The organism is Kineosporia babensis, assembly GCF_021129305.1.
Classification (GTDB): domain Bacteria; phylum Actinomycetota; class Actinomycetes; order Actinomycetales; family Kineosporiaceae; genus Kineosporia; species Kineosporia babensis.
The window spans coordinates 142,478-163,532 of sequence record NZ_JAJOMB010000001.1; the positions used below are offsets into that span (position 1 = coordinate 142,478).

Annotated in this window: 21 protein-coding genes; 9 read left to right on the top strand and 12 right to left on the bottom strand. The window is 69.4% G+C overall.

What is annotated here, in order from left to right:
- Positions 1 to 228: 228 nt before the first annotated feature.
- The gene (locus LR394_RS00625) at positions 229 to 1,506 is read right to left on the bottom strand and encodes a glycosyl hydrolase family 18 protein (protein WP_231438311.1); all 1,278 of its coding nucleotides are present in this window, start codon (positions 1,504 to 1,506) and stop codon (positions 229 to 231) included.
- Positions 1,507 to 1,888: 382 nt separating this feature from the next.
- On the opposite strand from LR394_RS00625, the gene LR394_RS00630 reads away from it, so the two are divergent.
- On the top strand, positions 1,889 to 3,505 hold the full coding sequence (locus LR394_RS00630) for an ATP-binding cassette domain-containing protein (RefSeq protein WP_231438312.1): 1,617 nt from the start codon (positions 1,889 to 1,891) through the stop codon (positions 3,503 to 3,505).
- Here LR394_RS00630 and LR394_RS00635 read toward each other — a convergent pair.
- The 3 genes from LR394_RS00635 to LR394_RS00645 form a co-directional block, all read right to left on the bottom strand.
- The gene (locus tag LR394_RS00635) at positions 3,502 to 4,473 is read right to left on the bottom strand and encodes a zinc-dependent alcohol dehydrogenase (RefSeq protein ID WP_231438313.1); all 972 of its coding nucleotides are present in this window, start codon (positions 4,471 to 4,473) and stop codon (positions 3,502 to 3,504) included. The genes LR394_RS00630 and LR394_RS00635 overlap by 4 nt on opposite strands.
- Before the next feature lie 84 nt (positions 4,474 to 4,557).
- Positions 4,558 to 5,298, bottom strand: a complete 741-nt coding sequence (locus LR394_RS00640; protein ID WP_231438314.1) for an SDR family oxidoreductase — start codon at positions 5,296 to 5,298, stop codon at positions 4,558 to 4,560.
- Positions 5,295 to 6,023 carry an SDR family oxidoreductase gene (locus LR394_RS00645; protein ID WP_231438315.1) on the bottom strand — a complete coding sequence of 243 codons (729 nt, stop codon included), beginning with the start codon at positions 6,021 to 6,023 and terminating at the stop codon, positions 5,295 to 5,297. Before LR394_RS00645 ends, LR394_RS00640 begins: the two co-directional genes overlap by 4 nt.
- Before the next feature lie 97 nt (positions 6,024 to 6,120).
- Here LR394_RS00645 and LR394_RS00650 point away from each other — a divergent pair, with 97 nt between their 5' ends.
- The 3 genes from LR394_RS00650 (at position 6,121) to LR394_RS00660 (ending at position 8,038) form a co-directional block, all read left to right on the top strand.
- The gene (locus LR394_RS00650; RefSeq protein WP_231438316.1) at positions 6,121 to 6,609 is read left to right on the top strand and encodes an RrF2 family transcriptional regulator; all 489 of its coding nucleotides are present in this window, start codon (positions 6,121 to 6,123) and stop codon (positions 6,607 to 6,609) included.
- A gap of 63 nt (positions 6,610 to 6,672) precedes the next feature.
- Positions 6,673 to 7,269 carry a calcium-binding protein gene (locus LR394_RS00655; protein ID WP_231438317.1) on the top strand — a complete coding sequence of 199 codons (597 nt, stop codon included), beginning with the start codon at positions 6,673 to 6,675 and terminating at the stop codon, positions 7,267 to 7,269.
- A gap of 160 nt (positions 7,270 to 7,429) precedes the next feature.
- Positions 7,430 to 8,038 (top strand): calcium-binding protein, encoded by a 609-nt coding sequence (locus LR394_RS00660; RefSeq protein WP_231438318.1) that lies wholly within the window; start codon positions 7,430 to 7,432, stop codon positions 8,036 to 8,038.
- 49 nt (positions 8,039 to 8,087) lie between these two features.
- On the opposite strand, the gene gvpU is transcribed toward LR394_RS00660, so the two are convergent.
- Positions 8,088 to 8,582, bottom strand: a complete 495-nt coding sequence (gene gvpU / locus LR394_RS00665; protein WP_231438319.1) for a gas vesicle accessory protein GvpU — start codon at positions 8,580 to 8,582, stop codon at positions 8,088 to 8,090.
- Entirely contained in the window at positions 8,579 to 8,968 is a 390-nt protein-coding gene (locus LR394_RS00670) for a MerR family transcriptional regulator (RefSeq protein ID WP_231438320.1), read from the bottom strand. The genes gvpU and LR394_RS00670 overlap by 4 nt, the downstream gene beginning before the upstream one ends.
- 85 nt (positions 8,969 to 9,053) lie before the next feature.
- Here LR394_RS00670 and LR394_RS00675 point away from each other — a divergent pair, with 85 nt between their 5' ends.
- The gene (locus LR394_RS00675) at positions 9,054 to 9,785 is read left to right on the top strand and encodes an SDR family oxidoreductase (RefSeq protein WP_231438321.1); all 732 of its coding nucleotides are present in this window, start codon (positions 9,054 to 9,056) and stop codon (positions 9,783 to 9,785) included.
- A 29-nt stretch (positions 9,786 to 9,814) separates the two neighbouring features.
- Here the strand turns inward: LR394_RS00675 and LR394_RS00680 are convergent, their stop codons facing one another.
- From LR394_RS00680 to LR394_RS00690, 3 genes are all read right to left on the bottom strand, one after another.
- Positions 9,815 to 10,141, bottom strand: coding sequence for a DUF3817 domain-containing protein (locus LR394_RS00680; protein ID WP_231438322.1), 327 nt, complete (start codon positions 10,139 to 10,141; stop codon positions 9,815 to 9,817).
- Between the two features lie 155 nt (positions 10,142 to 10,296).
- Positions 10,297 to 11,151 carry an ABC transporter permease gene (locus tag LR394_RS00685; protein WP_231438323.1) on the bottom strand — a complete coding sequence of 285 codons (855 nt, stop codon included), beginning with the start codon at positions 11,149 to 11,151 and terminating at the stop codon, positions 10,297 to 10,299.
- Complete coding sequence (locus LR394_RS00690) at positions 11,148 to 12,116, bottom strand: ATP-binding cassette domain-containing protein (RefSeq protein ID WP_231438324.1); 969 nt, start codon at positions 12,114 to 12,116, stop codon at positions 11,148 to 11,150. The genes LR394_RS00685 and LR394_RS00690 overlap by 4 nt, the downstream gene beginning before the upstream one ends.
- A gap of 233 nt (positions 12,117 to 12,349) precedes the next feature.
- On the opposite strand from LR394_RS00690, the gene LR394_RS00695 reads away from it, so the two are divergent.
- Positions 12,350 to 12,511 carry a hypothetical protein gene (locus tag LR394_RS00695; RefSeq protein WP_231438325.1) on the top strand — a complete coding sequence of 54 codons (162 nt, stop codon included), beginning with the start codon at positions 12,350 to 12,352 and terminating at the stop codon, positions 12,509 to 12,511.
- Between the two features lie 82 nt (positions 12,512 to 12,593).
- On the opposite strand, the gene LR394_RS00700 is transcribed toward LR394_RS00695, so the two are convergent.
- Positions 12,594 to 13,106 carry a DnaJ family domain-containing protein gene (locus LR394_RS00700; RefSeq protein ID WP_231438326.1) on the bottom strand — a complete coding sequence of 171 codons (513 nt, stop codon included), beginning with the start codon at positions 13,104 to 13,106 and terminating at the stop codon, positions 12,594 to 12,596.
- Positions 13,107 to 13,161: 55 nt separating this feature from the next.
- Positions 13,162 to 15,033: a DNA helicase RecQ gene (gene recQ, locus LR394_RS00705; protein WP_231438327.1), complete on the bottom strand. Its 1,872-nt coding sequence runs from the start codon at positions 15,031 to 15,033 to the stop codon at positions 13,162 to 13,164.
- 250 nt (positions 15,034 to 15,283) lie between these two features.
- Here recQ and pta point away from each other — a divergent pair, with 250 nt between their 5' ends.
- Positions 15,284 to 17,365, top strand: coding sequence for a phosphate acetyltransferase (gene pta / locus LR394_RS00710; RefSeq protein WP_231438328.1), 2,082 nt, complete (start codon positions 15,284 to 15,286; stop codon positions 17,363 to 17,365).
- 4 nt (positions 17,366 to 17,369) lie between these two features.
- Here pta and LR394_RS00715 read toward each other — a convergent pair whose 3' ends face one another.
- On the bottom strand, positions 17,370 to 18,395 hold the full coding sequence (locus LR394_RS00715; protein WP_231438329.1) for an NAD(P)-dependent alcohol dehydrogenase: 1,026 nt from the start codon (positions 18,393 to 18,395) through the stop codon (positions 17,370 to 17,372).
- 370 nt (positions 18,396 to 18,765) lie between these two features.
- Between LR394_RS00715 and LR394_RS00720 the strand changes: the two genes are divergently transcribed.
- Together LR394_RS00720 and LR394_RS00725 are read left to right on the top strand one after the other, a co-directional pair.
- On the top strand, positions 18,766 to 19,491 hold the full coding sequence (locus LR394_RS00720; protein ID WP_231438330.1) for a hypothetical protein: 726 nt from the start codon (positions 18,766 to 18,768) through the stop codon (positions 19,489 to 19,491).
- The gene (locus LR394_RS00725) at positions 19,488 to 21,038 is read left to right on the top strand and encodes a glycosyltransferase family 2 protein (protein ID WP_231438331.1); all 1,551 of its coding nucleotides are present in this window, start codon (positions 19,488 to 19,490) and stop codon (positions 21,036 to 21,038) included. The genes LR394_RS00720 and LR394_RS00725 overlap by 4 nt, the downstream gene beginning before the upstream one ends.
- Positions 21,039 to 21,055 lie beyond the last annotated feature (17 nt).

Consider the following 21,055-nt stretch of genomic DNA (forward strand, 5'->3'; position numbering starts at 1 on the left):
TCGGCGGCACACCCGGGCTGCTCTCCAGGCGCGATCGCCCCTGTCGGTCGGCCGCCCGCCGATATTGCCTACCCGAGAACGCTTTCAGCCCGACGCATCAAGCCACCTTGGCAGCCGTGCTCACCTTCTTTCCGGTCGGTGACGAAAGAGCCGAACAGGGGACGTCCGTCCGGCACCCCAGGGTTCGGGGCACCGGACGGAGCCGCCTCAGATCGGTTCAGATCGGGTTCAGCAGGAACCGTTGTCCACCCAGACGTCCTGGGCGTTCGCACCCGGCTTGTCCCCGTACGTCCACCATTTGGCCGTCCACGCGTGCGCGTTGTAGGAAACCTTGGCCCCGCCGTTGTAGGCGGTGGTGGCGTTCCAGGCAGCCAGCCCGTTGCACCCGGTGGTGGGCGGGTTGGTCGTGGTCGGAGGGGTGGTGGGCGGTGTCGTGGGCGGGTTGGTGGTGGGCGGGTTGGTGCCGCCGCCACCGGGCAGGCTGGACAGGTGGCCGCCCACGGTGTTGGCCCAGTTGTAGTTGTTCGAGGCATCCCAGTTGATCGACCAGGTCATCGCGCCCCGCAGCGTGGGGTACTTGGCCGTCGGCTTGTACGAGCCGCAGTTGGTGCCCATGGTCAGGCAGTCCAGGGCGTTGTTGACCACCGCCGGGCTGACGTAACCGCTGCCCGCGCCGCTGGTGCTGGCCGGCAGGCCCAGGCCGACCTGGTCGGGGCGCAGATGACCATCGAGCAGGATGTCGGCCAGCGCGGTCTGGAAGTCGACCGTGCCCTGGCTGTAGACCTTGCCGTCCCGCCCGAGCATGCTGCCGGAGTTGTAGTACTGCGTGTTGACCACCGTGATCAGGTCTTTCACCTGGTCGATGAGCTGCAGGTAGGAGCCGCCGGGCTGGACGTAGATGGTCTCCGGGGCCATGGTCAGCACGAAGTTCGAACCGGCCTTGCCGGCCAGGGATTTCAGCGCCGCCGTCATCTGGGTCAGGTTCGGCGCGTTCTCCAGGTCGATGTCCACGCCGTCGAAGCCGTACTCCTGCATCAGGGCGTAGGTGGTGTCGGCGAAGGCGGTGGCGGCCGCGGCGTTGGGCAGGGTGATCGTGCCGTTCTGCCCGCCGACCGAGATCACCACCTTCTGGCCGCGCGCCTTCAGGGTGGCCACGTCGGCCTTGAACTGCGCGTCGGTGTAGCCGCCGAGGGCCGAGGACAGGCCGCTGTCGAGGGTGAAGTCGATGGCCCCGGCGCGGCTGGGCACCGCATCCGCGAAGGCCACCGCGACGATGCCGTAGCTGCGCGGAACATCGGCCAGTTTCAGGGTTTTGGCGCCGTTGTTGAAGTTCTGCCAGTACCCGGTGAGCAGATGGGTGGGCAGGCTGGGCGCGGCGCTGGCCGGGCCCGAGGCGAAGAGGGTGGTGACGGCGAACGCCACCACGGCCACCAGCAGCGAGAACGTCCCGATCAGGGTGGGGGTGACGCCGCGGGTGGCCGTTCGGACAGAGAGGTGTCGGCTCATCGATGGCTCCGGTTCGGTCAGGGAGGTCCGGCTGGGTCAGGGACAGCCGGCGTTCGAACCCGTAATTAGTAAACTTTCCTCACTAATTACTGTTCATAAAGGTAGCAGCGCTGCGGCGGTCGAGAAAGCACAGAAAGCGCATTTCACCTTCATTTAGGCAGCTGACAAGCCTGGGCCGTGAAATCCGTTTGTTCGCCGAGCGGTCCGGTGCCTATCCTCGTGAACATGTGTGCAGGCACCGCCTTGATGCGGCTCAGGTCCGCCGCCTGACGGCGGTCGGTCCCGAGCCCCTCTGACGGCTTTCTCCCGCCGCCGTTTCCGGCCATCTCGCCGGGCGGCTGCTTCAGCGTGCCCGGCTCCGAAACGAGCTGTGGAGAAATCCGTGCCTGCCAACACTCCTTTGTCCGCCGACGCCCCTTTGCCGGCCGGTGACGCCGCCCATCTGCGCGCCGAGCACCTGTTCCTGACTCTCGGCGCCCGCGCGGTACTGAACGACGTCTCGGTCACCGTGTCGGCCCGCTCCCGTCTGGCCGTGGTCGGCGAGAACGGCCGCGGCAAGACCACGCTGCTGCAGGTCCTGGCCGGCACCCTGGCCCCGGACTCCGGAACCGTGCGGCGCAACGGCACTTTCGCCCTGCTGGAGCAGACCATGCCAGTGCACGGCGGGCAGACCGTCGGCACGATCATCGAGCAGGCCCTGGCCGCCCCGCTGGCCGCCCTCAAAGCGTTCGACGCGGCGACCGAAGAGCTTTCGAATCAAACTGAGAACGCGGACGAGCACTACGCCGCTGCGCTCGAGGCCGTGACTCGGCTGGACGCGTGGGACGCCGAGCGGCGGGTGGACGTGGCGTTGGAAGCTCTCAACGCCTGTCCGGACCGCAGCCGGGAACTGGCTGCGTTGTCGGTGGGTCAGCGCTACCGAGTCCGGCTGGCCTGCCTGCTGGGCGCGCAGTACGACCTGATGCTGCTCGACGAACCCACCAACCACCTGGACGCCGACGGGCTGGCCTTCCTCACCGGCCGACTGCAACAGGCGCCCGGCGGGCTGGCCGTGGTCACCCATGACCGGGCTCTGCTCCACGACCTGGCCACCGACTTCCTGGACCTGGATCCCAGTCGCGACGGACGTCCCAAGTTCTATACCGGCGGCTACCCCGGCTGGCAGGACGGCCGCCGGGCCGAACGCGCCGCCTGGGTGGCCGACCATGCGGAGCAGGTGGCCGAGCATCAGCGTCTGGCGCAGGCCGCTGACCAGGCTCGCGACCGGCTGAGCACCGGCTGGCGCCCCGACAAGGGCACCGGCAAACATCAGCGGCAGTCGCACGCGCCGGGCGTGGTGCAGGCGTTCAAGCGCCAGCAGGAGGCGCTGGAGGCCCACCGGATCACCGTGCCCGAGCCACCGGCCGAGCTGACCTTTCCGCAGCTCACGATTCGCAAGGGGGCGCCGCTGCTGACCTGCACCGCGGTCACCGTCGAGGGCAGGCTGAGCACTCCGGTCAGCCTGCAGCTCAGCGGGGGCGACCGGCTGCTGGTGACTGGGCCGAACGGGGTCGGTAAGTCGACTCTGCTGGGTGTTCTCACCGGCGGGCTGCTGCCGAGCACCGGCACCCTGAAAACGGCCAAGGGAGTCACCGTTGCGATCGTTGGCCAGGAGGTGCTGCCCTGGCCGGCCGAGCGCACCGCCCAGCAGATCTACGACGCCTACCCGACCGAGCAGCCCAAACCCTCGCTGGCGTCCTCTGGTCTGCTCGATCCGCAATCCCGGCGGACCCCGGCCGGACGCCTGTCGCACGGCCAGCAACGACGGCTCGACCTGGCCCGCCAGCTGGCCCGCCGACCCGACCTGATCGTCTTCGACGAGCCGACCAACCACCTGTCGGCGACGCTGGTGGACGAGCTCACCGAGGCGCTCGCGAGCACGCCGGCCGCGGTGGTGGTGGCCACGCACGACCGGCAACTGCTCAACGACCTGGCCGACTGGCCAAGGCTCTCGCTCTAGGTCCCCAGGTCCCAGGGCATCCGGACCACGACCTTGCCCTGTTCCGGGGTGGGGTTGAGGGCCAGCCGGTAGGCCGCCTCGATCTCCACCGCGTGCAGAACGTCGGTGACGTAACCGGTCTCGAGCTCCGGATGCTCGGCGAGGTAGGTATCGGCCTCGGCGAGCATCCGGCGCCGCTGCAGCGTGACCCCGGAGCGCAGCACCAGGTTCTTGCGCTGCACCTGGCGCAGGTTCACGGTCTGGGCCGCCTCGTCGACGATGCCGAACTGGTACACCTGCCCGTTGAAGGCGGCCACCCGGATCGCGTCGTTCAGGGTGCCGGCCTGGTGCCCGATGCACTCGATCACGATCTGGGGCTCGAGCACCACGTCGCGGGCCCAGCGGTCGGTGGAGGCCCAGACCACCTCGTCCACCCCGAAGCGGGCGCCGATCCTGGTGCGGTTCACCCGGTCCACCCCGATGATCCGGCCGGCTCCGCGCGAGCGCAGGACATGGCTGAAGAGCAGGCCGATCGGCCCGAGCCCGAGCACCACCACGTCCTGGCCGCGCACGTCGCCCAGCTGCTCGACGGCGTACAGGACGCAGGCCAGAGGCTGCAGAGCGACGGCGATCTCGGGCTTCAGCTCGGGCCGGTAGGCCGCCACCTCCTCGCCGTTGGTGGTCAGGTACTCGACCACCCCGTCCGAGCGGGTGGCCCAGCCGACCACCTGGTCACCGACCTGGTGCGCGGGGTGGGCCGAGGCCACCACCTCGCCGGTGATCTCGTGCAGCGGGAAGCCCGGTTCCCCGAACATGCTGTCCTTCAGGGTGCCCTCGGGCGTCGTGGCGCCCCGGAAGAAGACCAGGTCACTGCCGCAGATACCACCCGAGGTGGTGCGCAGCACCACCTGCCCCGAGCTCGGCGCCTCGGGCTCAGGCACCGAGCACCGCTCGAACCGGCCCGGCCCCGCCATCCGATAAGCCCACATGCTGCTCACCCTCCACCCGTCAACCACACCGTTGCAGAGGGTCAGGCTAAGCGCCCAAGACGAATTCGGGCAGATCCGGCGGGCTCAGCCTTCGAGCTCGGCGAGCCACTCGGCGTAGGTCTGGGTGCCGTGCACCGCGCCCGGCCCGGCAACCAGCGTGCCGTCGCGCATCGCCCGGCCGGAGGCCCCCGGAACCGGTAGTGGGATCACGAAACCGCGCCGGCCAGTGCGTTTCAGGTAGGCCCGGACCATCTCGACCATCCGCTCCTCGCGCGGGCCGCCGAGATCGGGGACCCGCCCGGCCGCGGGCTTCAGGGCCAGATCAACCAGGTGCTGCGCGACCTCGCGGGCCGCCACCGGCTGGTTGCGCATCACCGGGATCAGGTGCACCGGGCCCAGGCCGATCTGCCCCAGGACCTGCGGGGCGAACTCGTGGAACTGGGTGGCGCGCAGGATGGTCCAGGGCACCTCGCCGGCCTCGATCAGCCTCTCCTGCAAGAGCTTCCCGTGGTAGTAACCGCTCGGCGCATGGTCGATGCCGACGATCGACAGGGCCAGGTGGTGGCGCACCCCGGCGACCTGCTCGGCGGCCAGCAGGTTCCTGGCCACGGCGCCGAAGAAGCCCTCCGAGGCGGCCCGGTTCAGGGTGGACACCGAGGTCACGTCGATCACGGCGTCCACGCCGGCCAGGTCAAGACCCTGCCCGGTGACGAGGTCCACGCCCGCCGAGCGGGTGAGCAGGACCGGGTCGTGGCCGCGTTCGGTGATCACGTCGATCACGGGCCGGCCCACCCGGCCGGTGCCGCCGGCCACCGCGATCCTCATCGCTGAGCCTCCTGCCAGGCGGCCAGGGTGATCGGCGAGATCGTGGCCTCGCCGAGTGGCACGAGGCTGTCCTGCTCGACCTTCGCGCCCGCGTACAGGGCCTTTTCGTCGGCGACCACGTCGGCCTGTGGCATTGCGAGGCGGATGAACTCGGCCAGCCCGAAGCGCTGCGGGCCGGCCACGTCGAGGCGGGTGTTGCGCGGTTCGCCCACCGCGACCTCGGCCAGGATCCGGGCGACCTCGGCGGAGGCGATCGGCTGGACCGAGGCGGTGGGCAGATGCACGGTGTCGCCCTGCTGGGACATCGCCGCGATACCGGCTGCGAACTCGAAGAACTGGGTGGCCCGGACGATCGAGAAGCCCGCCGCCCCGGCCGTGGCTGCTTCTTCCTGGGCGACCTTGGCCAGCATGTACCCGCTGTCGGGCACGCGATCGGCGCCGACGATGGAAAGCACCACGTGGTGCCCCACCCCGGCCTCCGCCTCGGCCTTGAGCAGGGTGGCGGTGGAGGTGGTGAAGAACTCCTGGGCAGCGGCGAAGTCGGGGGTGTTGGACACGTCCACCACCACCTGAGCCCCGGCCAGGGCGGCCGCCACGCCCTCGCCGGTGATGGTGTCGACGCCGGTGGACGGCGAGGCCGCGACCACCTCATGCCCCTGCTCGCTCAGCATGCCGACCACTTGCGAACCGATCAGACCGCTGCCACCGATCACGACGACCTTCATGACCTGTCACCTCTTCGCTCGGTAACTCGGACCTTTCTTGTCCGAGTAACTGAACTGTACTCGGACAAGAACAGTCCGAGTCAACTACGATGTGCGGATGAAGATGTCCGACGGCGTGGAGTGGGCAGTGCACTGCTGCGTGGTGCTCACCGCCGCCGACCGCCCGGTGCCGGCCGCCCGACTGGCCGAGTTCCACGACGTCTCGGGCAGCTACCTGGCCAAGCAACTGCAGGCGCTGTCCCGAGCGAAGATCATCCGGTCGGTCCAGGGCAAGGACGGCGGCTACACGCTGGCCCGGCCGCCCGAGGAGATCTCGGTCTACGACATCGTCCGGGCCGTGGACGGCGGCCGGCCCGCCTTCGTCTGCAGCGAGATCCGCCAGCGCGGGCCCTTCGCCGGCACCCCGGAGCAGTGCCTGGAGCCGTGCGGCATCGCTCGCACCATGGCCGTGGCCGAGCGGGCCTGGCGGGATTCGCTACGCGGGGTCACCGTGCTCGATCTGGCCTCCGAGGTCGCGGCCAAGACCGACAGCACCCGGGCCGGGCGAATGCTGACCTGGCTGAACGGCCAAGAGCAGGACGCGTGAGCACCGTTACCATTTCGTAAGCTAGCCTCGCAGGGCACCACGACCCGATCAAAGGAGACGTTCGTGACCCTGGGTAGGCAGATCGCCATCTCATCCGTGGCCGGCGCCCTGGTTGTCGGTCTGGCCGGCACCGCGAGTGCGGCCGTGCCGAAGTGTCAGGGCAAGCGCGCCACCATGGTCGGCACCTCGGCCGCCGACACCCTGATCGGCACCGACGGGGACGACGTGATCGTCGGTCTGGCAGGCAACGACTTCATCGAGGGCAACGGCGGCAACGACCTGATCTGTGGCGGCGACGGCAACGACGTCATCTCCGGAGGCACCGGCAACGACCGCGTCCAGGGCGACGCCGGGGTGGACCTGATCTCCGGCAATTCTGGAAACGACCGGCTATGGGGCGGTTCCGGCACCGACACGATCCTCGGCGGGGCCGGCGCGGACAAGATCTACGGCAATTCTGGCGCCGACAAGATGTCCGGAGGCACCGGCAACGACTACCTATCCGGCGGTGACGGCGCCGACGACCTGCGCGGGAATGCCGGGAACGACACGCTTCTGGGCGGTGAGGGGGCCGACTACCTGGCCGGTGGCGCGGGTAAGGACAAGCTTTCCGGTGGGGCGGGCGCGGATTCCGTCTACCAGGGCAATGGGACCCGCTGACAAAACCGGACGAACCCTGATGAAAAACTGTGGAGCAGGTCACAGATCATAACGCCGCGGCGTTGGTGACCGATCAGTACCGTCACAGTCCCGCGGGCATTCTCGCGGCAGCAGCCCGGATCCCACGGACGGGAACCGGACGAATTCAGGGAGCACCTTCGTGAACGTGCGTAAGCGTTTTGCGATCCTCAGCATGTCGGCCGTCGTCCTCGGCGCCCTGGCGCTGGGTACCGCCGGTTCGGCGCAGGCCGCCCCGCTGAAGTGTGGCGGCAAGACCGCGACCATCGTCGGGACCAACGGCGACGACTCGCTGGTCGGCACCCAGGGCGTCGACGTGATCGTCGCCCTCGGCGGGGCCGACTACATCGAGGGCCGGGGCGGCAACGACATCATCTGCGCGGGCAAGGGCGACGACCTGATCAGCGGGGGCGCCGGGAACGACAAGATCTACGGCGACGCGGGCTTCGACCAGATCCTGGCCGGCGCGGGCAACGACCTGGTGTACGGCGGCAGCGGCGACGACGTGATCCTCGGCAACTCGGGCAACGACAAGCTCTACGGTGACGCGGGTATGGACATCATCACCGGCGACGCGGGCAAGGACTGGATCAGCGGCGGCAAGGGTGACGACATCCTGACCGGTGGTTCCGGTGTCGACACGATCTACGGCAACGCCGGCAGCGACGTGATCGGTGGCGACAGCGGCAAGGACAAGCTGTACGGCGGCACCGGCCGCAACTACATCTACCAGGGCAGCCTGCCCAAGTAACAGCTTCGAGGACGCCCGGCCGCTGCGGTGGCCGGGCGTTCTCGCGTCCTCAGCCGGGTGTTGAGAGCGTGCCCCAGCTCCAGCCCGAGATGTGCTCGATCCGGCCCCGCCACAGCACCGGATCGCCCGGCGGGGTGGGCACGAACGTCTCCCCCATCACGTACCGAGCGTTCTTCAGGTGCAGGTACTCGTACTCCTCGGGCCGCGGGTCGTTGCGCATCGGCTCGATCACCTCGGTGACCGCCTCGTGCAGGCCCTTGTTCAGGTAGCGGCGCAGCGAGGTGGCGATCGACTCGCCGCCGTTCATGGTCTGGCCCAGCAGCCGCAGCCATTCGTCCTGCCCGACCAGGGCCCCGGAGACCAGGGCTCCGTCCACCGCCACGGTGATCCCGAGCTCGAACGAGGCCTGCTCGGCGATGCTGGCGAACAGTCGCAGGATCGGGTCCCCCGCAGCGACCGGCACCGGCTCCAGCGTCATCGTGCCCATCGCCAAGGTGTCGTCGCTCATGTGGCTGTGCATCGGCAGCGGGGTGACTCGGCTCAAGCCGCGCTGACCTTCTCGGGTGAATCCTGGTGCGCGCAGGGCAGGGTCGGGTCGAAGGCGATGTCGACGATCTCGTCCAGCCGGGCCCGGGCGGCGGCCAGATCGGCCATCTGCCGGTCGATCCGGTCTCGCTCGGCCAGCAGCAGGGCCTTGGTCTCGTCGGTCGAGACCCCGGTGATCGTGCACGGGATCAGCGCCTGGATGGTCTTGCTGGAAAGGCCTGCGGCGAAGAGCAACTGGATCAGGCCGACCCGCTCCACCGCGTGCTCGGCGTAGTGCCGCTGCCCGCTGGAGCTGCGCTCGGACTGCAGCAGTTCCTGCTCCTCGTAGTACCGCAGGGACCGCACGCTGACGCCGGAACGTTCCGCCAGTTCACCGATACGCATGCTCTTGCCCCTCACATTGATGTCAGGTTTTAGCGTAACCGCAGATGCCGCCCAGCGGGGGCGGTCAGCGCACGAGGAGCACGTCATGAAGGTTGCCGGATCTGTCGCCCTGGTCACCGGGGCCAACCGTGGGCTCGGCCGCGCAATGGCCGCTCACCTGCTGGAACGCGGGGCGGCGAAGGTCTACGCGGCGGCCCGGACGCCCTCCCAGGTGGACCTGCCCGGGGTCGAGGCGATCCAGCTGGACATCACCGACCCGGAGTCGGTGAAGGCTGCCGCGGCGATCGCGACAGACGTCTCGCTGGTGGTCAACAACGCCGGGATCTCGACCGGCGCGGCCTTCCTGACCGACCAGCTGGAGGGGGTGCGACGGGAGATGGACACGCTCTTCTACGGCACGCTGAACGTCTCGCGGGCCTTCGCCCCGATCCTGGGCGCGAACGGGGGCGGCGGGATGATCAACATCCTGTCCGCGATGAGCTGGTTCTCGTACAACGGGGGCGGCGGGGGCTACTCGGCGGCCAAGGCGGCGCAGTGGTCGCTGACCAACAGCCTGCGGGTGGAGCTGTTCCCGCAGAAGACGCAGGTGGTGGGCGTGCTGCTGGGCATGGCGGACACCGACATGGTGCCCGAGGGCTGGACCGGGCCGCTGCTGACTCCGGCCCAGGTGGTCACCGCCGCGCTGGACGGGCTGGAGGCCGGGAAGCAGGAGGTGCTGGCCGACGACTGGAGCGCCTACGTGAAGGCCTCGCTGGCCAAGGACCCGGCCGAGTTCTACACCCAGGACTACCTGAACGGCCTCTTCCCGGCCGCCTGAGCTGATGCCGGGCGGAGATGCGGCTGAGCTCAGGCGGCGCTGGTGGCGAGGGCCGGCTGCTCGAGCTTGCCGGTCTTCTTCGCCCACAGCTCGAAGGCCACGGTGGCGAACGGCGGGATGGACGCCGCGAGCGCCACCAGCGTGGTGATCACCGACCAGCGCTGGGTGCGCGAGACCACCAGGGTGAGCGCCACGTAGGCCATGAAGACGCCGCCGTGGATCGGGCCGAAGATCTGCACGCCCGCCTCGGTGGTCTCCGGCACGTACTTGATGAACATGCCGATCAGCAGGCCCAGCCAGCTGACCGCCTCGGCGAAGGCGACGACGCGGAACGCGGTGACCAAGCGGGAGTTCATGGCCGCAGAGTTTGCCATGCCGCCGGGTGTGACCACGCTCGCGGCTCGACCCGGGAACTTCTGCCCGGTTCTCGTCGCAAACCGGCCTGGCCCGTCAGCCACCGCAAACCGCTCGAGGCTCCCCACCGTCCATGGGTGGGGAGCCTCGAGGGTTTTCAGGATTTCCGGTTGTACATCCGCAGCGCGATCGGTGCGAACACCACGACCAGCACGGCCGAGGCGCCGAGCACGAAGAGGATGTCGCCGCCGTCCGGACTGTCGTTCATCAGCCCCCGGGCCGCCTCGACCAGCAAGGTGACCGGGTTGACGTCCACGAACGACTGCAGCCAGCCCGGCATGGTCTCCGGCGGGGCGAACACCGAGCTGACGAAGGTGAGCGGGAACAGGATCATCATCGCCATGCCCATCACCGCGTTGGGCGTACGCACCTTCAGCCCCAGGATCAGCCACAACCAGCTGAGCGAGAAGCAGAAGATCAGCAGCAGGCCCACCGCGCCGATCACGCCGACGAAGCCACCCGGCGCCCGGTAGCCGATCAGCACGCCCACGACCAGCACGATCGTGGAGGCCATCAGGTACCGCAGGGTGTCTCCGAGCAGGGCCCCGACCAGCAGCGACGGCCGCCAGACGGGCAGCGAGCGGATCCGGTCGAAGACCCCCTTCTCGATGTCCTGGTTGATCGTCATCGCGGTGTACATGGTGATGAAGATGATGGTCTGGACCAGGATCCCGGGCAGGGCGTACTGCAGGTACTCCTTCGGCGAGCCGGAGACCGCGCCGCCGAAGACGTAGGTGAACATCAGCGTGAACATGATCGGGAACATGGTCACGTCGAACAGTTGCTCGGGGACGTGCTTGATCTTCAGCAGGGCGCGCCAGCCGAAGGTCAGCGAGGAGTTCACTGCGCTGGCCCGGGGCGGGCGCTCGCCCGAGCCCAGGGCCGCGATGATCCGCTGGTCCATCCCGGCGCCGGGGGCCGGTTTCGGGGTTACCACCTCACCGGTACTCATGCCGGTACCTCCTTCTCCTGCGTCTCCTCGGCCGGGCGGCCGGTCAGGGCGAGGAACACCTCGTCGAGACTGGGCTGCCCGAGCGAGTACTCACTGATCACCAGGCCGTGGTCGCCGACCCGCTGCAGGGCCCCGGCCACCGCGGTGGGGTCGGACACCCGCAGCGACACCGAGGCCGGGTCGGACTCCAGCACCGGCTCCGCGCCCAGACTTTCGCCCAGGAGGCGGGCCACCTCGCTCCGATCGGCGGGGTCGGCCACCCGGACCTTGACCGCGCCGGAGCCGACCGAGGCCTTGAGCTGACCGCTGGTGCCCTCGGCGATCACCTTGCCGTGGTCGATCACCGCGATCCGGTCGGCCAGCTGGTCGGCCTCCTCCAGGTACTGCGTGGTCAGCAGGATCGTGGTGCCCGCGCCGACCAGGGCCCGGACGATCTCCCAGACCTGGTTGCGGCTGCGCGGGTCCAGACCGGTGGTCGGCTCGTCGAGGAACATCAGATCGGGCCGCACGACGATGCTGCCGGCGATGTCGATCCGCCTGCGCATACCGCCGGAGTAGGCCTTGACCTGCTTGTTCGCCGCATCGCCGAGGTCGAACGCGGCCAGCAGCTCGGTGGCCCGGGCCTTCGCCGCCGCCCGGGAGTAGCCGTAGAGCCGGCTGAGCAGCAGCAGGTTCTCCATCCCGGTCAGGTCCTCGTCGAGCGAGGCGAACTGGCCGGTCAGGGCCACCCGGGAGCGCACCTCGGCGGCCTCCCGGACAACGTCGTGCCCCAGCACGGTGGCGGTGCCCCCGTCCGGCTCGAGCAGCGTGGCCAGCATCCGGATGGTGGTGGTCTTCCCGGCGCCGTTCGGCCCCAGTACCCCGTACACCCCACCGGCGGGGATCTGCAGATCCACCCCGTCCACGGCCCGCATCTCGCCGAACACCTTCACCAGACCGGCCGTTTCGATAGCCAGGTCGGTCATCGCACCCCTCCTGAGGAAGTTCTGCTTGTCGTGTCGTCTGATCGGACTGAGGCCGGGGCCGGTTCTCATCGGTCCCTGGCCCGTGGTTCTGTTCAGATTGGCGGCTGAACCCCACTTGAGGTCAAGGCTCCCCGGGTTCCGGCGGGTGCAGGGTAGCCCGGCCGGGTGGCCCGGCGCCCGCTGATTCTCCACCCGGCGTAGCGTTGTCTGACACCCAGTGAGGGAGGACGACGATGTCTCTAGGACCGCCCGACGACCAGAGCCGCAGGGACCTGGGACCGGACGACGCCGCCCGGCCGACCCGGCCGAGTGATCGCGGCGCCTGGCGCAATCACGAGCATGACACCACCGACGACGAGGTGGACAGCGGCGTCTCCCGGCTTCCGCTCTCCTGAAAAGGTTTCCCCGGGCCACCGATCCGGCCCGGGGATTCCTGGGTCCTTACGGCCAGGGCCTTTTCGGGTGGCTGGGCGCCATTCATCCCCCGGATGCCCCGAAGCGCCAATTGGAGACGCGGTTGCGCAGTCGGGTGAACCAGTTCGGTTTCGTGGGGGTGGGCTTCGGCGGTGGAACTGGTTCCGGTGCCGGACGTACCTGCCGCCAGAGCGCCACGGTCTCGTCCGCGTCGATCACGCCGACCGCGATCAGCGGCCCGTCCATCGGCCGGCGGTACTGATCCAGCAGGCGGTGATTGAAGTCGGCGATGGTCTCGCGCAGCACTTCCTCGGAGCCGACCGTGGGCAGGGCGGCCAGTAGCGCGGCCCGCTCCTTACGCAGGATCAGCAGGGGCGGCAGAAAGGCATGCATGTCACCGCCGGAGCGCTCCACCCAGTCCTGGGCCCACTGTTCCGCGGTGAAGGGCCGATCCAGATTACGCAGCGGCTTGCCGGCGCCCTCCAGGTTGTCGAAGGCACCACGCTGCCGAGCCTCGCGCAGCTGACGCTCCACCCAGTCCTCGTGTCGCAGGTAGGCGGGCTTCTTCTCGGTCATGGCCTCCCCAGTGCACTCGCCGGTCCCACCGGTACAACGCCCGCGGCCGACCGATCTACTCCTGGGTCAGGGCCTTGAGGACCTGCTCGCCGTAGCGCTCCAGTTTGGCCTGCCCCACCCCGTCCACCGTGCCGAGCTGCTCCAGGGTGCGCGGCAGCTGGGTGGCGATCTGCCGCAGCGTCTTGTCGTGGAAGATCACGTAGGCGGGCAGCCCCTGCTCCTTGGCCACCCCGGCCCGCCAGGCCCGCAGCCGCTCGAACACCGGCGCCGCCTCGGGCGGCAACTCCACCACCGGCTTCTTCGACGAGCCACCGGAGGAGCCCGACGAGCGGGCCGGCTTCTCCGGTTCGCGGCGCATCATCACCTCGCGCTCGCGGCGCAGTACGGCGGCGCTGCCGTCGGTGAGGGTAAGGGTGCTGTACTCGCCCTCGACCGCCAGCAGGTTGTTGGCCAGCAGCTGGCGCACCACGCCGCGCCACTGCGACTCGCTCAGCTCGGTACCGATGCCGAACACGCTGAGCTGGTCGTGCCGGAACTTGGTGACCTTCTCGGTCTTCTTGCCCAGCAGGATGTCGATCGACTGCCCGGCGCCGAACTTCTGGTTCCGCTCGCTCTGCAGCCGGTAGACGGTGGACAGCAGTTTCTGCGCGGGGACGGTGCCGTCCCAGGTCTGCGGCGGGTTCAGGCAGGTGTCGCAGTTACCGCACGGTTCGGCCTCCTGGCCGAAGTAGTTCAGCAGCCGGATCCGCCGGCAGTCGACGGTCTCGCAGAGCGCAAGCATGGCGTCGAGATGGGTGGAGAGCTTGCGGCGGTGCGCAAGGTCGCCCTCCGACGAATCGATCATCCGGCGCTGCTGCACCACGTCGGCCATGCCGTAGGCCATCCAGGCGGTGGAGGGCTGACCGTCCCGCCCGGCCCGGCCGGTCTCCTGGTAGTAGCCCTCGATCGACTTGGGCAGGTCCAGGTGCACCACGAACCGCACGTCCGGCTTGTCGATGCCCATCCCGAACGCGATCGTCGCCACCATCACCAGGCCGTCCTCCCGCAGGAACCGGGACTGGTTGGCCGCCCGCACCCGCTGGTCCAGCCCGGCGTGGTACGGCAGGGCGGGGATCCCGGCCGCGCTCAGCGTCTCGGCGGTCTTCTCGACCGAGGCCCGGGACAGGCAGTAGACGATGCCCGCGTCCCCGTTGTGCTCGGTGCGCAGCAGGTCGAGCAACTGCTTGCTGGGCGAGTTCTTCGGCACGATCCGGTACTGGATGTTGGGCCGGTCGAAGCTGGCCACGAAGTGCCGGGCCTGCTGCAGGTTCAGCCGCTGCGCGATCTCCTCGTGGGTGCGCGAGGTGGCGGTGGCGGTGAGGGCGATGCGCGGTACGTCGGGCCAGCGCTCGTGCAGCATGGACAGGGCCAGGTAGTCGGGCCGGAAGTCGTGACCCCACTGGGCCACACAGTGCGCCTCGTCGATCGCGAACAGCGCGATGTTGCCGCGCTCGAGCAGCCGCCAGGTGGCCGAGGTACCGCCGCCGAGCGCCTCGGGCGCCAGGTACAGCAGGTCGAGTTCGTCGGCCAGGAAGGCCTTCTCGACCTGGCGGCGGGTCTCCAGGTCCTGGCTGGAGTTGAGGAAGCCGGCCCGCACCCCGAGTGCCTGCAGCGCGTCCACCTGATCCTGCATGAGGGCGATCAGCGGGGAGATGACCACGCCGACGCCGGGCCGGACCAGAGCGGGAATCTGATAGCAGAGCGACTTGCCACCGCCGGTGGGCATCAGCACCAGGGCGTCGCCACCGCCGATGACCTGATCGACGATCTCGCGCTGGCTGCCGCGGAACGCGTCGTAGCCGAAGACCCGGTGCAGCACCTCCAGGGCCGGATCGGCGACGGAGAGGTCGTTCAGGGCAGATTCGTTGGGCGAGGTCTGCGCAGTCACCCCGGCGATTGTAGTTGCGCTGCGGGCCGGGCCCGGTGGCCTGTGGAAAACCGGACCGGATGTAGCGAACGCCACGGCCGTGCCGATGATCACGAAATCCGTGGTCAGGACGGACGGCCCGGGCGCGCCGGGACCTAGTTCCCCTCGGTAACGTCCTGTCCAGACAACTGCTCGTCAGCTGGGAGGGCAAGGAGGCTTTCCGCAGGGCAGGCTGGTCGCGAGCAGTGCGCCGCCCTAATTGGAGTGCTCGATGACCCGCACCCTGCTGATGGTCCCCACCGGACATGGTTCCGGCCTCACCACCACGTGTCTGGGCGTGGTCGCGGCGTTGCAGCAACGTGGGGTGGACGTCGGCTTCTTCAAGCCGCTGGCCCAGTTCCACGAACGCGAAGGTGTCCGCGACGCCTCGACCGCGCTGATCCGGCTGATCTCCACGCTCGAGCCGCCGGAGCCGATGCCGGCCCAGCAGGCCGAGCAGCTGCTCAGCGAGAACAGCCTGGACGTCCTCATGCAGCAGGCCGTCGAGGCGGCCGAGCCGATCCTGGCCGAGCACGACGTGGTGATCGTCGAGGGCCTGGCCAGCGGCGCCGGCGGGGTCTACTCCGGCCGGGTGAACCTGGCTCTGGCCAAGGCCTTCGACGCGGACGTGGTGCTGGTCAGCGCGGCCGACGGGGAGGGCGACCACAGCCGCACGGCCGGCTCGATGTCGATCACCGCGCAGACCTACCGCGGGGGCGAGCACGACCGGGTGATCGGGGCGATCGTCAACCGGGTCACCGGGACCACGCCCGAGCAGAAGGCCGAGCTGCACCACGCGCTGGCCGGGCAGGGGCTGCGGCTGGCCGGGGCGGTACCCGCCAAGGACGAGCTGACCTGGCCGCGCACCAGTGACATCGTCTCCGAGCTGAACGTGAAGGTGCTCAGCGAGGGCGAGTCCGGGCGCCGGGTGAAGGACATCATCATCGCCGCGCAGTCGGTGCAGGGCATGCTGCCGCTGCTGCGCGAGGGCCGGCTGGTGGTGGTACCCGGTGACCGGCACGACGTGATCCTGGGCGTCTGCCTGGCCGCGATGAACGGAGTGCGGCTGGCCGGCCTGCTGCTGACCGTGGGACTGGAGCCGGATCCGCGGGTGTGGGAACTGTGCAAGCCCGCCGCCGCGACCGGTCTGCCGATCATGGTGACCGACGGCTACAGCTACGAGACCGCGCTCACCCTGAACTCTTTCGACCCGGGCATCCCCTCCGACGACAAGGAGCGGGCCCGGATGGCCGCCTCGGCGGTCGCGGCCTCGCTGGACCCGGGCTGGCTGGCCGACCTGCCGCAGACCACGCACCTGACCCGGGTGAGCCCGCCGGCCTTCCGGCACCGGCTGACCATGCGGGCCCGGGCGGTGAAGAAGCGCATCGTCCTGCCGGAGGGCAGCGAGCCGCGTACCCTGCGCGCCGCCGTCACCTGCCAGCAGCGCGGGATCGCCCAGTGCGTCCTGCTCGCCCCCGAGGCCGAGGTGCACAAGCAGGCCGCGGGTCTCGGGCTGACGCTGCCGGAGGGTCTCGAGATCATCGACCCGACGAACGTGGACCAGCGTTACGTGGACAAGATGGTCGAGGCCCGCAAGCACAAGGGGATGACCCCCGAGCGGGCCCAGGACGAGCTGAGCGACCCGATCACGCTGGGCACGATGATGCTGCGGCTGGACGAGGTGGACGGTCTGGTCGCCGGCGCGGTGCACACCACCGCCGCCACCGTGCGCCCGGCGCTGCAGCTGCTGGGCACCGCGCCGGGGGCCGAGCTGGTCTCGTCGGTGTTCTTCATGTGCCTGCCGGACGAGGTGGTCATCTACGGTGACTGCGCGGTCAACCCCAATCCCACGCCCTCCCAGCTGGCCGACATCGCGATCCAGAGTGCGCGCTCGGCCGAGGCTTTCGGGATCGAGCCGCGGGTGGCGATGATCAGCTTCAGCACCGGCAGCTCGGGCTCGGGCACCGACGTGGCCGCGGTGACCGAGGCGACGAAGATCGTCCGCGAGCGGGCCCCGGAACTGCTGGCCGACGGACCGCTGCAGTACGACGCGGCGGCGATCGCCTCGGTGGCGCGCAGCAAGGCCCCGGACAGCCCGGTGGCCGGCCGGGCCACGGTCTTCGTGTTCCCCGACCTGAACACCGGTAACACCACTTACAAGGCGGTGCAGCGCAGCGCCGACGTGATCAGCATCGGCCCGATGCTGCAGGGCCTGGCCAAGCCGGTGAACGACCTGTCCCGCGGGGCGCTGGTGGACGACATCGTGTACACCATCGCGCTCACCGCGATCCAGGCCGCTCAGCGCGACAGCTGAAGAACTAGAGCGACGGCACGCCGACGGCCCGCCCGATGATCTGCCCCTCGTGCAGCAGCTGGTAGGCCTTCGGTACGTCGTCCAGGCTGAAAGTACGCGTCTGGATGTGGATCTGACCGCGCTGGGCCATGGTCACCAGCTGGCCCAGCTCGGCCCGGCCGCCCCACAGCGAAGTGGAGATGGTGGTGTTGGAGGGCACGGTGAAGAAGCCGACCTTCACACCGCCACCCCCGGCGCCGACCAGCACCACGTGACCCTCGACCCCGGCGCAGGCCACGGCCAGCTCGGCGGTCTTGTCGATCCCGACGAAGTCGAACACCACGTGGGCGCCACGCCCGCCGGTGAGCTTCTTCACGGCCTCGGCCGCGTCCGGGCCGGAGGGCATAACCTCGTGCGCGCCACACTCTTTGGCCAGGTCGAGCTTGTCCTGGGTCACGTCCATGGCGATCACCCGGGTACCGGTGAGCTCGCGCAGCAGCTGCACCGCCACGTGGCCCAGGCCGCCGACGCCGATGACCACCGTGGTGGTGCCACCCTTGAGCTTCGGCAGCACGGAAAGGATGGCCTGGTAAGGAGTCAGCGCAGCGTCGGTGAGCGAGGCCGCGCGGACCGGGTCGAGGTCACCGATCGGCACCAGGCGGCGCGGGGTGTCCACGATCATGTAGTCGGCCAGCGCGCCGTCCGAGCCCAGCCCCGGCGAGGTCATGCCGTTCAGGCAGAGCATCTCCTTACCGGCGGCGCACATCTCGCAGACGCCGCAGCCCCAGCACCCGTGCACGATGACCGGGGTGCCGACCTCGATCCCGGTGGCGCCCTCGCCCAGCTCCTCGACGATGCCGGCGGGCTCGTGGCCCAGCGTCATCGGCAGCTCGTAGCCGAGAGCGTCGGGGGCGGACATCACCACCTCGTCGGAGTGGCACAGGCCGGCGGCGGTGACCTTCAGCAGGACCTGACCGGGACCGGGCTGCGGCTTGGCGACCTCGACGACCTCGGGACGCTGGCCGATCTTCCGGTACTGGACGGCTTTCATTGCATACCTCTTCAGTGAGACATCGCGCCGCGTCGGTCGGGCGCCGTCAGGAGCGTCGTCGCAGGTGCGACGCCCAGGCGCGGCATGGTTGAACGCTAACTCTTAATCGACACCCGTCGGCCAAGCTTGAGGACGAATACCCGGCCATCTCGGGACAAGTGGCACTGTGAGATGCGTCCGCCATCAACCCAGCGTGAGCAAGATGCTCGAACAGTGACAGTCGGTGAGCCAAACGCAGGGAAGGCCCACGATTACCTTCCGTGACGCCGGCCGAAGCTGGCCTACTTGGTGTCACACAGAGCGACGGAAACGGCGCCTCAACGACGAGGTACCGAAGAAGTCGACACCCATCGTCACGCAATGGGGTTCCATGTCCAGACCGGGCACCATCTTGTCCCCCGGTGAGCGTCCGTCCCAGACGCCTCGCCGGAACAGCACCACCGCAGGCCAGCGCCGTGTCCCCGGCAAGCGCCTGAAGCAGACCGCCCTCGCGGCCTCGTTCCTCACTCTCCCGCTGCTCCTGAGCGGCTGCTCCACCGAGTGGGCCTCGATGAGCCCGTCGATCACGATGGATTCGGCCGACCTCGCGCCGGTCTCCAGCGTGAGCACCCCCGGCCCGACGCCGAGCACCGAGCCCAGCCCCGCGCCGACTGAGGCGAATCCGTTCGCCGGCGGCGATCTGGCCGGCGGTTCGCTGCGGCACCAGCTCCCGGTCGGTGACCATTCCCTGGTCATCAACTACTGGACCGGCGACGCCGACTCCGCCACCAACGTCCACTTGTCAGCCGAACTGAAGGGCGCCGACCGCAAGCACGCGGTCAAGGTGACCCGGTTCGCCGCCACTCTCAAGAGTGCCGGCACCGAGACCGCGCTGGCCGACGACCAGGGCGAGTTCGTGCTCACCCCGCCGTACTCCTACACCTCCGCCCTGGCGGTCCCCGCAAGCACCGACGCCACCAGCCGCTCGCTGGACGTCCGCTTCGACCTCCTGGTCGAGACCGCGCCCGGTTCGGGCGCCTTCTACCGTCAGACCGTGCTGGACACCGTCGCGCTCAACGCCGCAGACACCAGCGCCCCCCGAGGAGCAGCCCAGTGAGCAGCAACGAGATCGTCATCGCCCGTGAGCCCGGCGAGGTCCACGTCGTCACCGACGTCCCCGCCCGCCGCAGTGTCCAGGAGCCGGACAGCCGGCCCTTCCACCAGCGGATGATCGACGCCGGCCAGCAGGCCGCGGCCCGGGCCCTGAACCTGCCGGCCCAGCCCGGCCCGATCGCCGCCACCACCCCGGACCTGGAAGTGATCCGGCACGCCCGGATCGCCTGCATCATCCCGGCCTACAACGAGCAGGACAGCATCGCCGACGTGCTGGAGTCGCTGCTGTCGCAGACCCGGCTGCCCGACGTGATCCACGTGGTGGTGAACAACACCGACGACGACACGGTGGAGATCGCCAACCGCTACGTGGGCAAGCATCGCCGCACGGTCAAGGGCACCACGTATGAGACCAGCATCCACGTGCACGACATGGGCGTTAACCCGGACAAGAAGGTCGGGGCGCTGAACTTCGGCTTCCGGCTGGCCCGCGGCTACGACTACCTGCTCGGCGTCGACGGCGACACCACGGCCGACCGCCGCGCGGTGGAGTGGCTGGAGAAGGAGATCGTCGACGACCCCCGGATCGGCGGCATCTCGGCGATCTACTCGATCGACAAGGCCAAGATCGACGGCGGGATGGCCCGCTTCCTGGTGGCCGGCCAGCGCGCCCAGTTCGCCGGGTTCAACATGGACAACCTGCTGCGCGGCCGGAACATGGCGGTGCTGGGCGGGCAGTTCAGCATCTTCTCGATGCACGCCCTGCAGACCGTGATGGTCCGCGACCACCAGAACACCCCCTGGGTGCGCGACTCCGAGGTCGAGGACTCCAAGCTCAGCCTGCAGATCCGCGACGCCGGCTTCAGCACCAAGATCAGCGCCCGGGCCCGGGCCTACGTCGGCGCGATGACCAACCTGCGGGCGCTGCACGGCCAGCAGGTGAAGTGGAACTACGGCGCGATCGACCTGATGTGGCCGGGCCAGCGCGGCGACACCAAGGGCCAGCCGCTGCACCCGAACCTGCGACTGCGCTGGTTCGAGAACGTCTCGATGCTCTCGAACATCGCCACCCGGATGAGCTTCCTGCTGCTCCTGGCCGCCGCGCTGTCGATCGACGCCTTCGTGTTCAACCCGATCTGGCTGATCCCGCCGGCCATCGCGATCGCCCTGAACCTGCGCCTGGCCCTGGCCATGCACGACAAGTCGGCCAGCGACATCGCCTACTGCTTCCTGCTGCCGGCCGAGATCTACATGTGGGTCCGGATCGGGCACTTCCTCTCCGCCTGGACCCAGTTCTTCGCCCGGGTGGAGAAGGACAACTGGGCGGCGCAGGCGGCAGCCGAGAAGGGCCGGGGCGCGGCGTACATCTTCCCGCTGGTGATCTTCGCGGCGGTGTTCGGCCTGCTGATCCTGGCCTGGAGCCAGCAGTCGATCGGCGTGCAGGCGGCGATCCTGTCGCTGGGCTGGCCGGTGCTCTACATCTGCACCGTGGTCCAGACGCTGTTCATGGCCCGCAAGGTCTTCCGCCGGCAGCGGGGTTTCACGGTCTGAGCCCCACCGCCGCGGAC

Excerpts from the sequence above, each read along its gene's own strand:
- LR394_RS00680 (WP_231438322.1), bottom strand. The coding sequence starts at position 10,141 with ATGAACTCCCGCTTGGTCACCGCGTTCCGCGTCGTCGCCTTCGCCGAG.
- LR394_RS00645 (WP_231438315.1), bottom strand. The coding sequence starts at position 6,023 with ATGAAGGTCGTCGTGATCGGTGGCAGCGGTCTGATCGGTTCGCAAGTG.
- LR394_RS00670 (WP_231438320.1), bottom strand. The coding sequence starts at position 8,968 with ATGCGTATCGGTGAACTGGCGGAACGTTCCGGCGTCAGCGTGCGGTCC.
- LR394_RS00640 (WP_231438314.1), bottom strand. The coding sequence starts at position 5,298 with ATGAGGATCGCGGTGGCCGGCGGCACCGGCCGGGTGGGCCGGCCCGTG.
- LR394_RS00690 (WP_231438324.1), bottom strand. The coding sequence starts at position 12,116 with ATGACCGACCTGGCTATCGAAACGGCCGGTCTGGTGAAGGTGTTCGGC.
- LR394_RS00625 (WP_231438311.1), bottom strand. The coding sequence starts at position 1,506 with ATGAGCCGACACCTCTCTGTCCGAACGGCCACCCGCGGCGTCACCCCC.
- LR394_RS00720 (WP_231438330.1), top strand. The coding sequence starts at position 18,766 with ATGTCCAGACCGGGCACCATCTTGTCCCCCGGTGAGCGTCCGTCCCAG.
- LR394_RS00695 (WP_231438325.1), top strand. The coding sequence starts at position 12,350 with ATGTCTCTAGGACCGCCCGACGACCAGAGCCGCAGGGACCTGGGACCG.
- LR394_RS00685 (WP_231438323.1), bottom strand. The coding sequence starts at position 11,151 with ATGAGTACCGGTGAGGTGGTAACCCCGAAACCGGCCCCCGGCGCCGGG.
- LR394_RS00715 (WP_231438329.1), bottom strand. The coding sequence starts at position 18,395 with ATGAAAGCCGTCCAGTACCGGAAGATCGGCCAGCGTCCCGAGGTCGTC.
- LR394_RS00635 (WP_231438313.1), bottom strand. The coding sequence starts at position 4,473 with ATGTGGGCTTATCGGATGGCGGGGCCGGGCCGGTTCGAGCGGTGCTCG.
- LR394_RS00650 (WP_231438316.1), top strand. The coding sequence starts at position 6,121 with ATGAAGATGTCCGACGGCGTGGAGTGGGCAGTGCACTGCTGCGTGGTG.
- LR394_RS00700 (WP_231438326.1), bottom strand. The coding sequence starts at position 13,106 with ATGACCGAGAAGAAGCCCGCCTACCTGCGACACGAGGACTGGGTGGAG.
- pta (WP_231438328.1), top strand. The coding sequence starts at position 15,284 with ATGACCCGCACCCTGCTGATGGTCCCCACCGGACATGGTTCCGGCCTC.
- LR394_RS00675 (WP_231438321.1), top strand. The coding sequence starts at position 9,054 with ATGAAGGTTGCCGGATCTGTCGCCCTGGTCACCGGGGCCAACCGTGGG.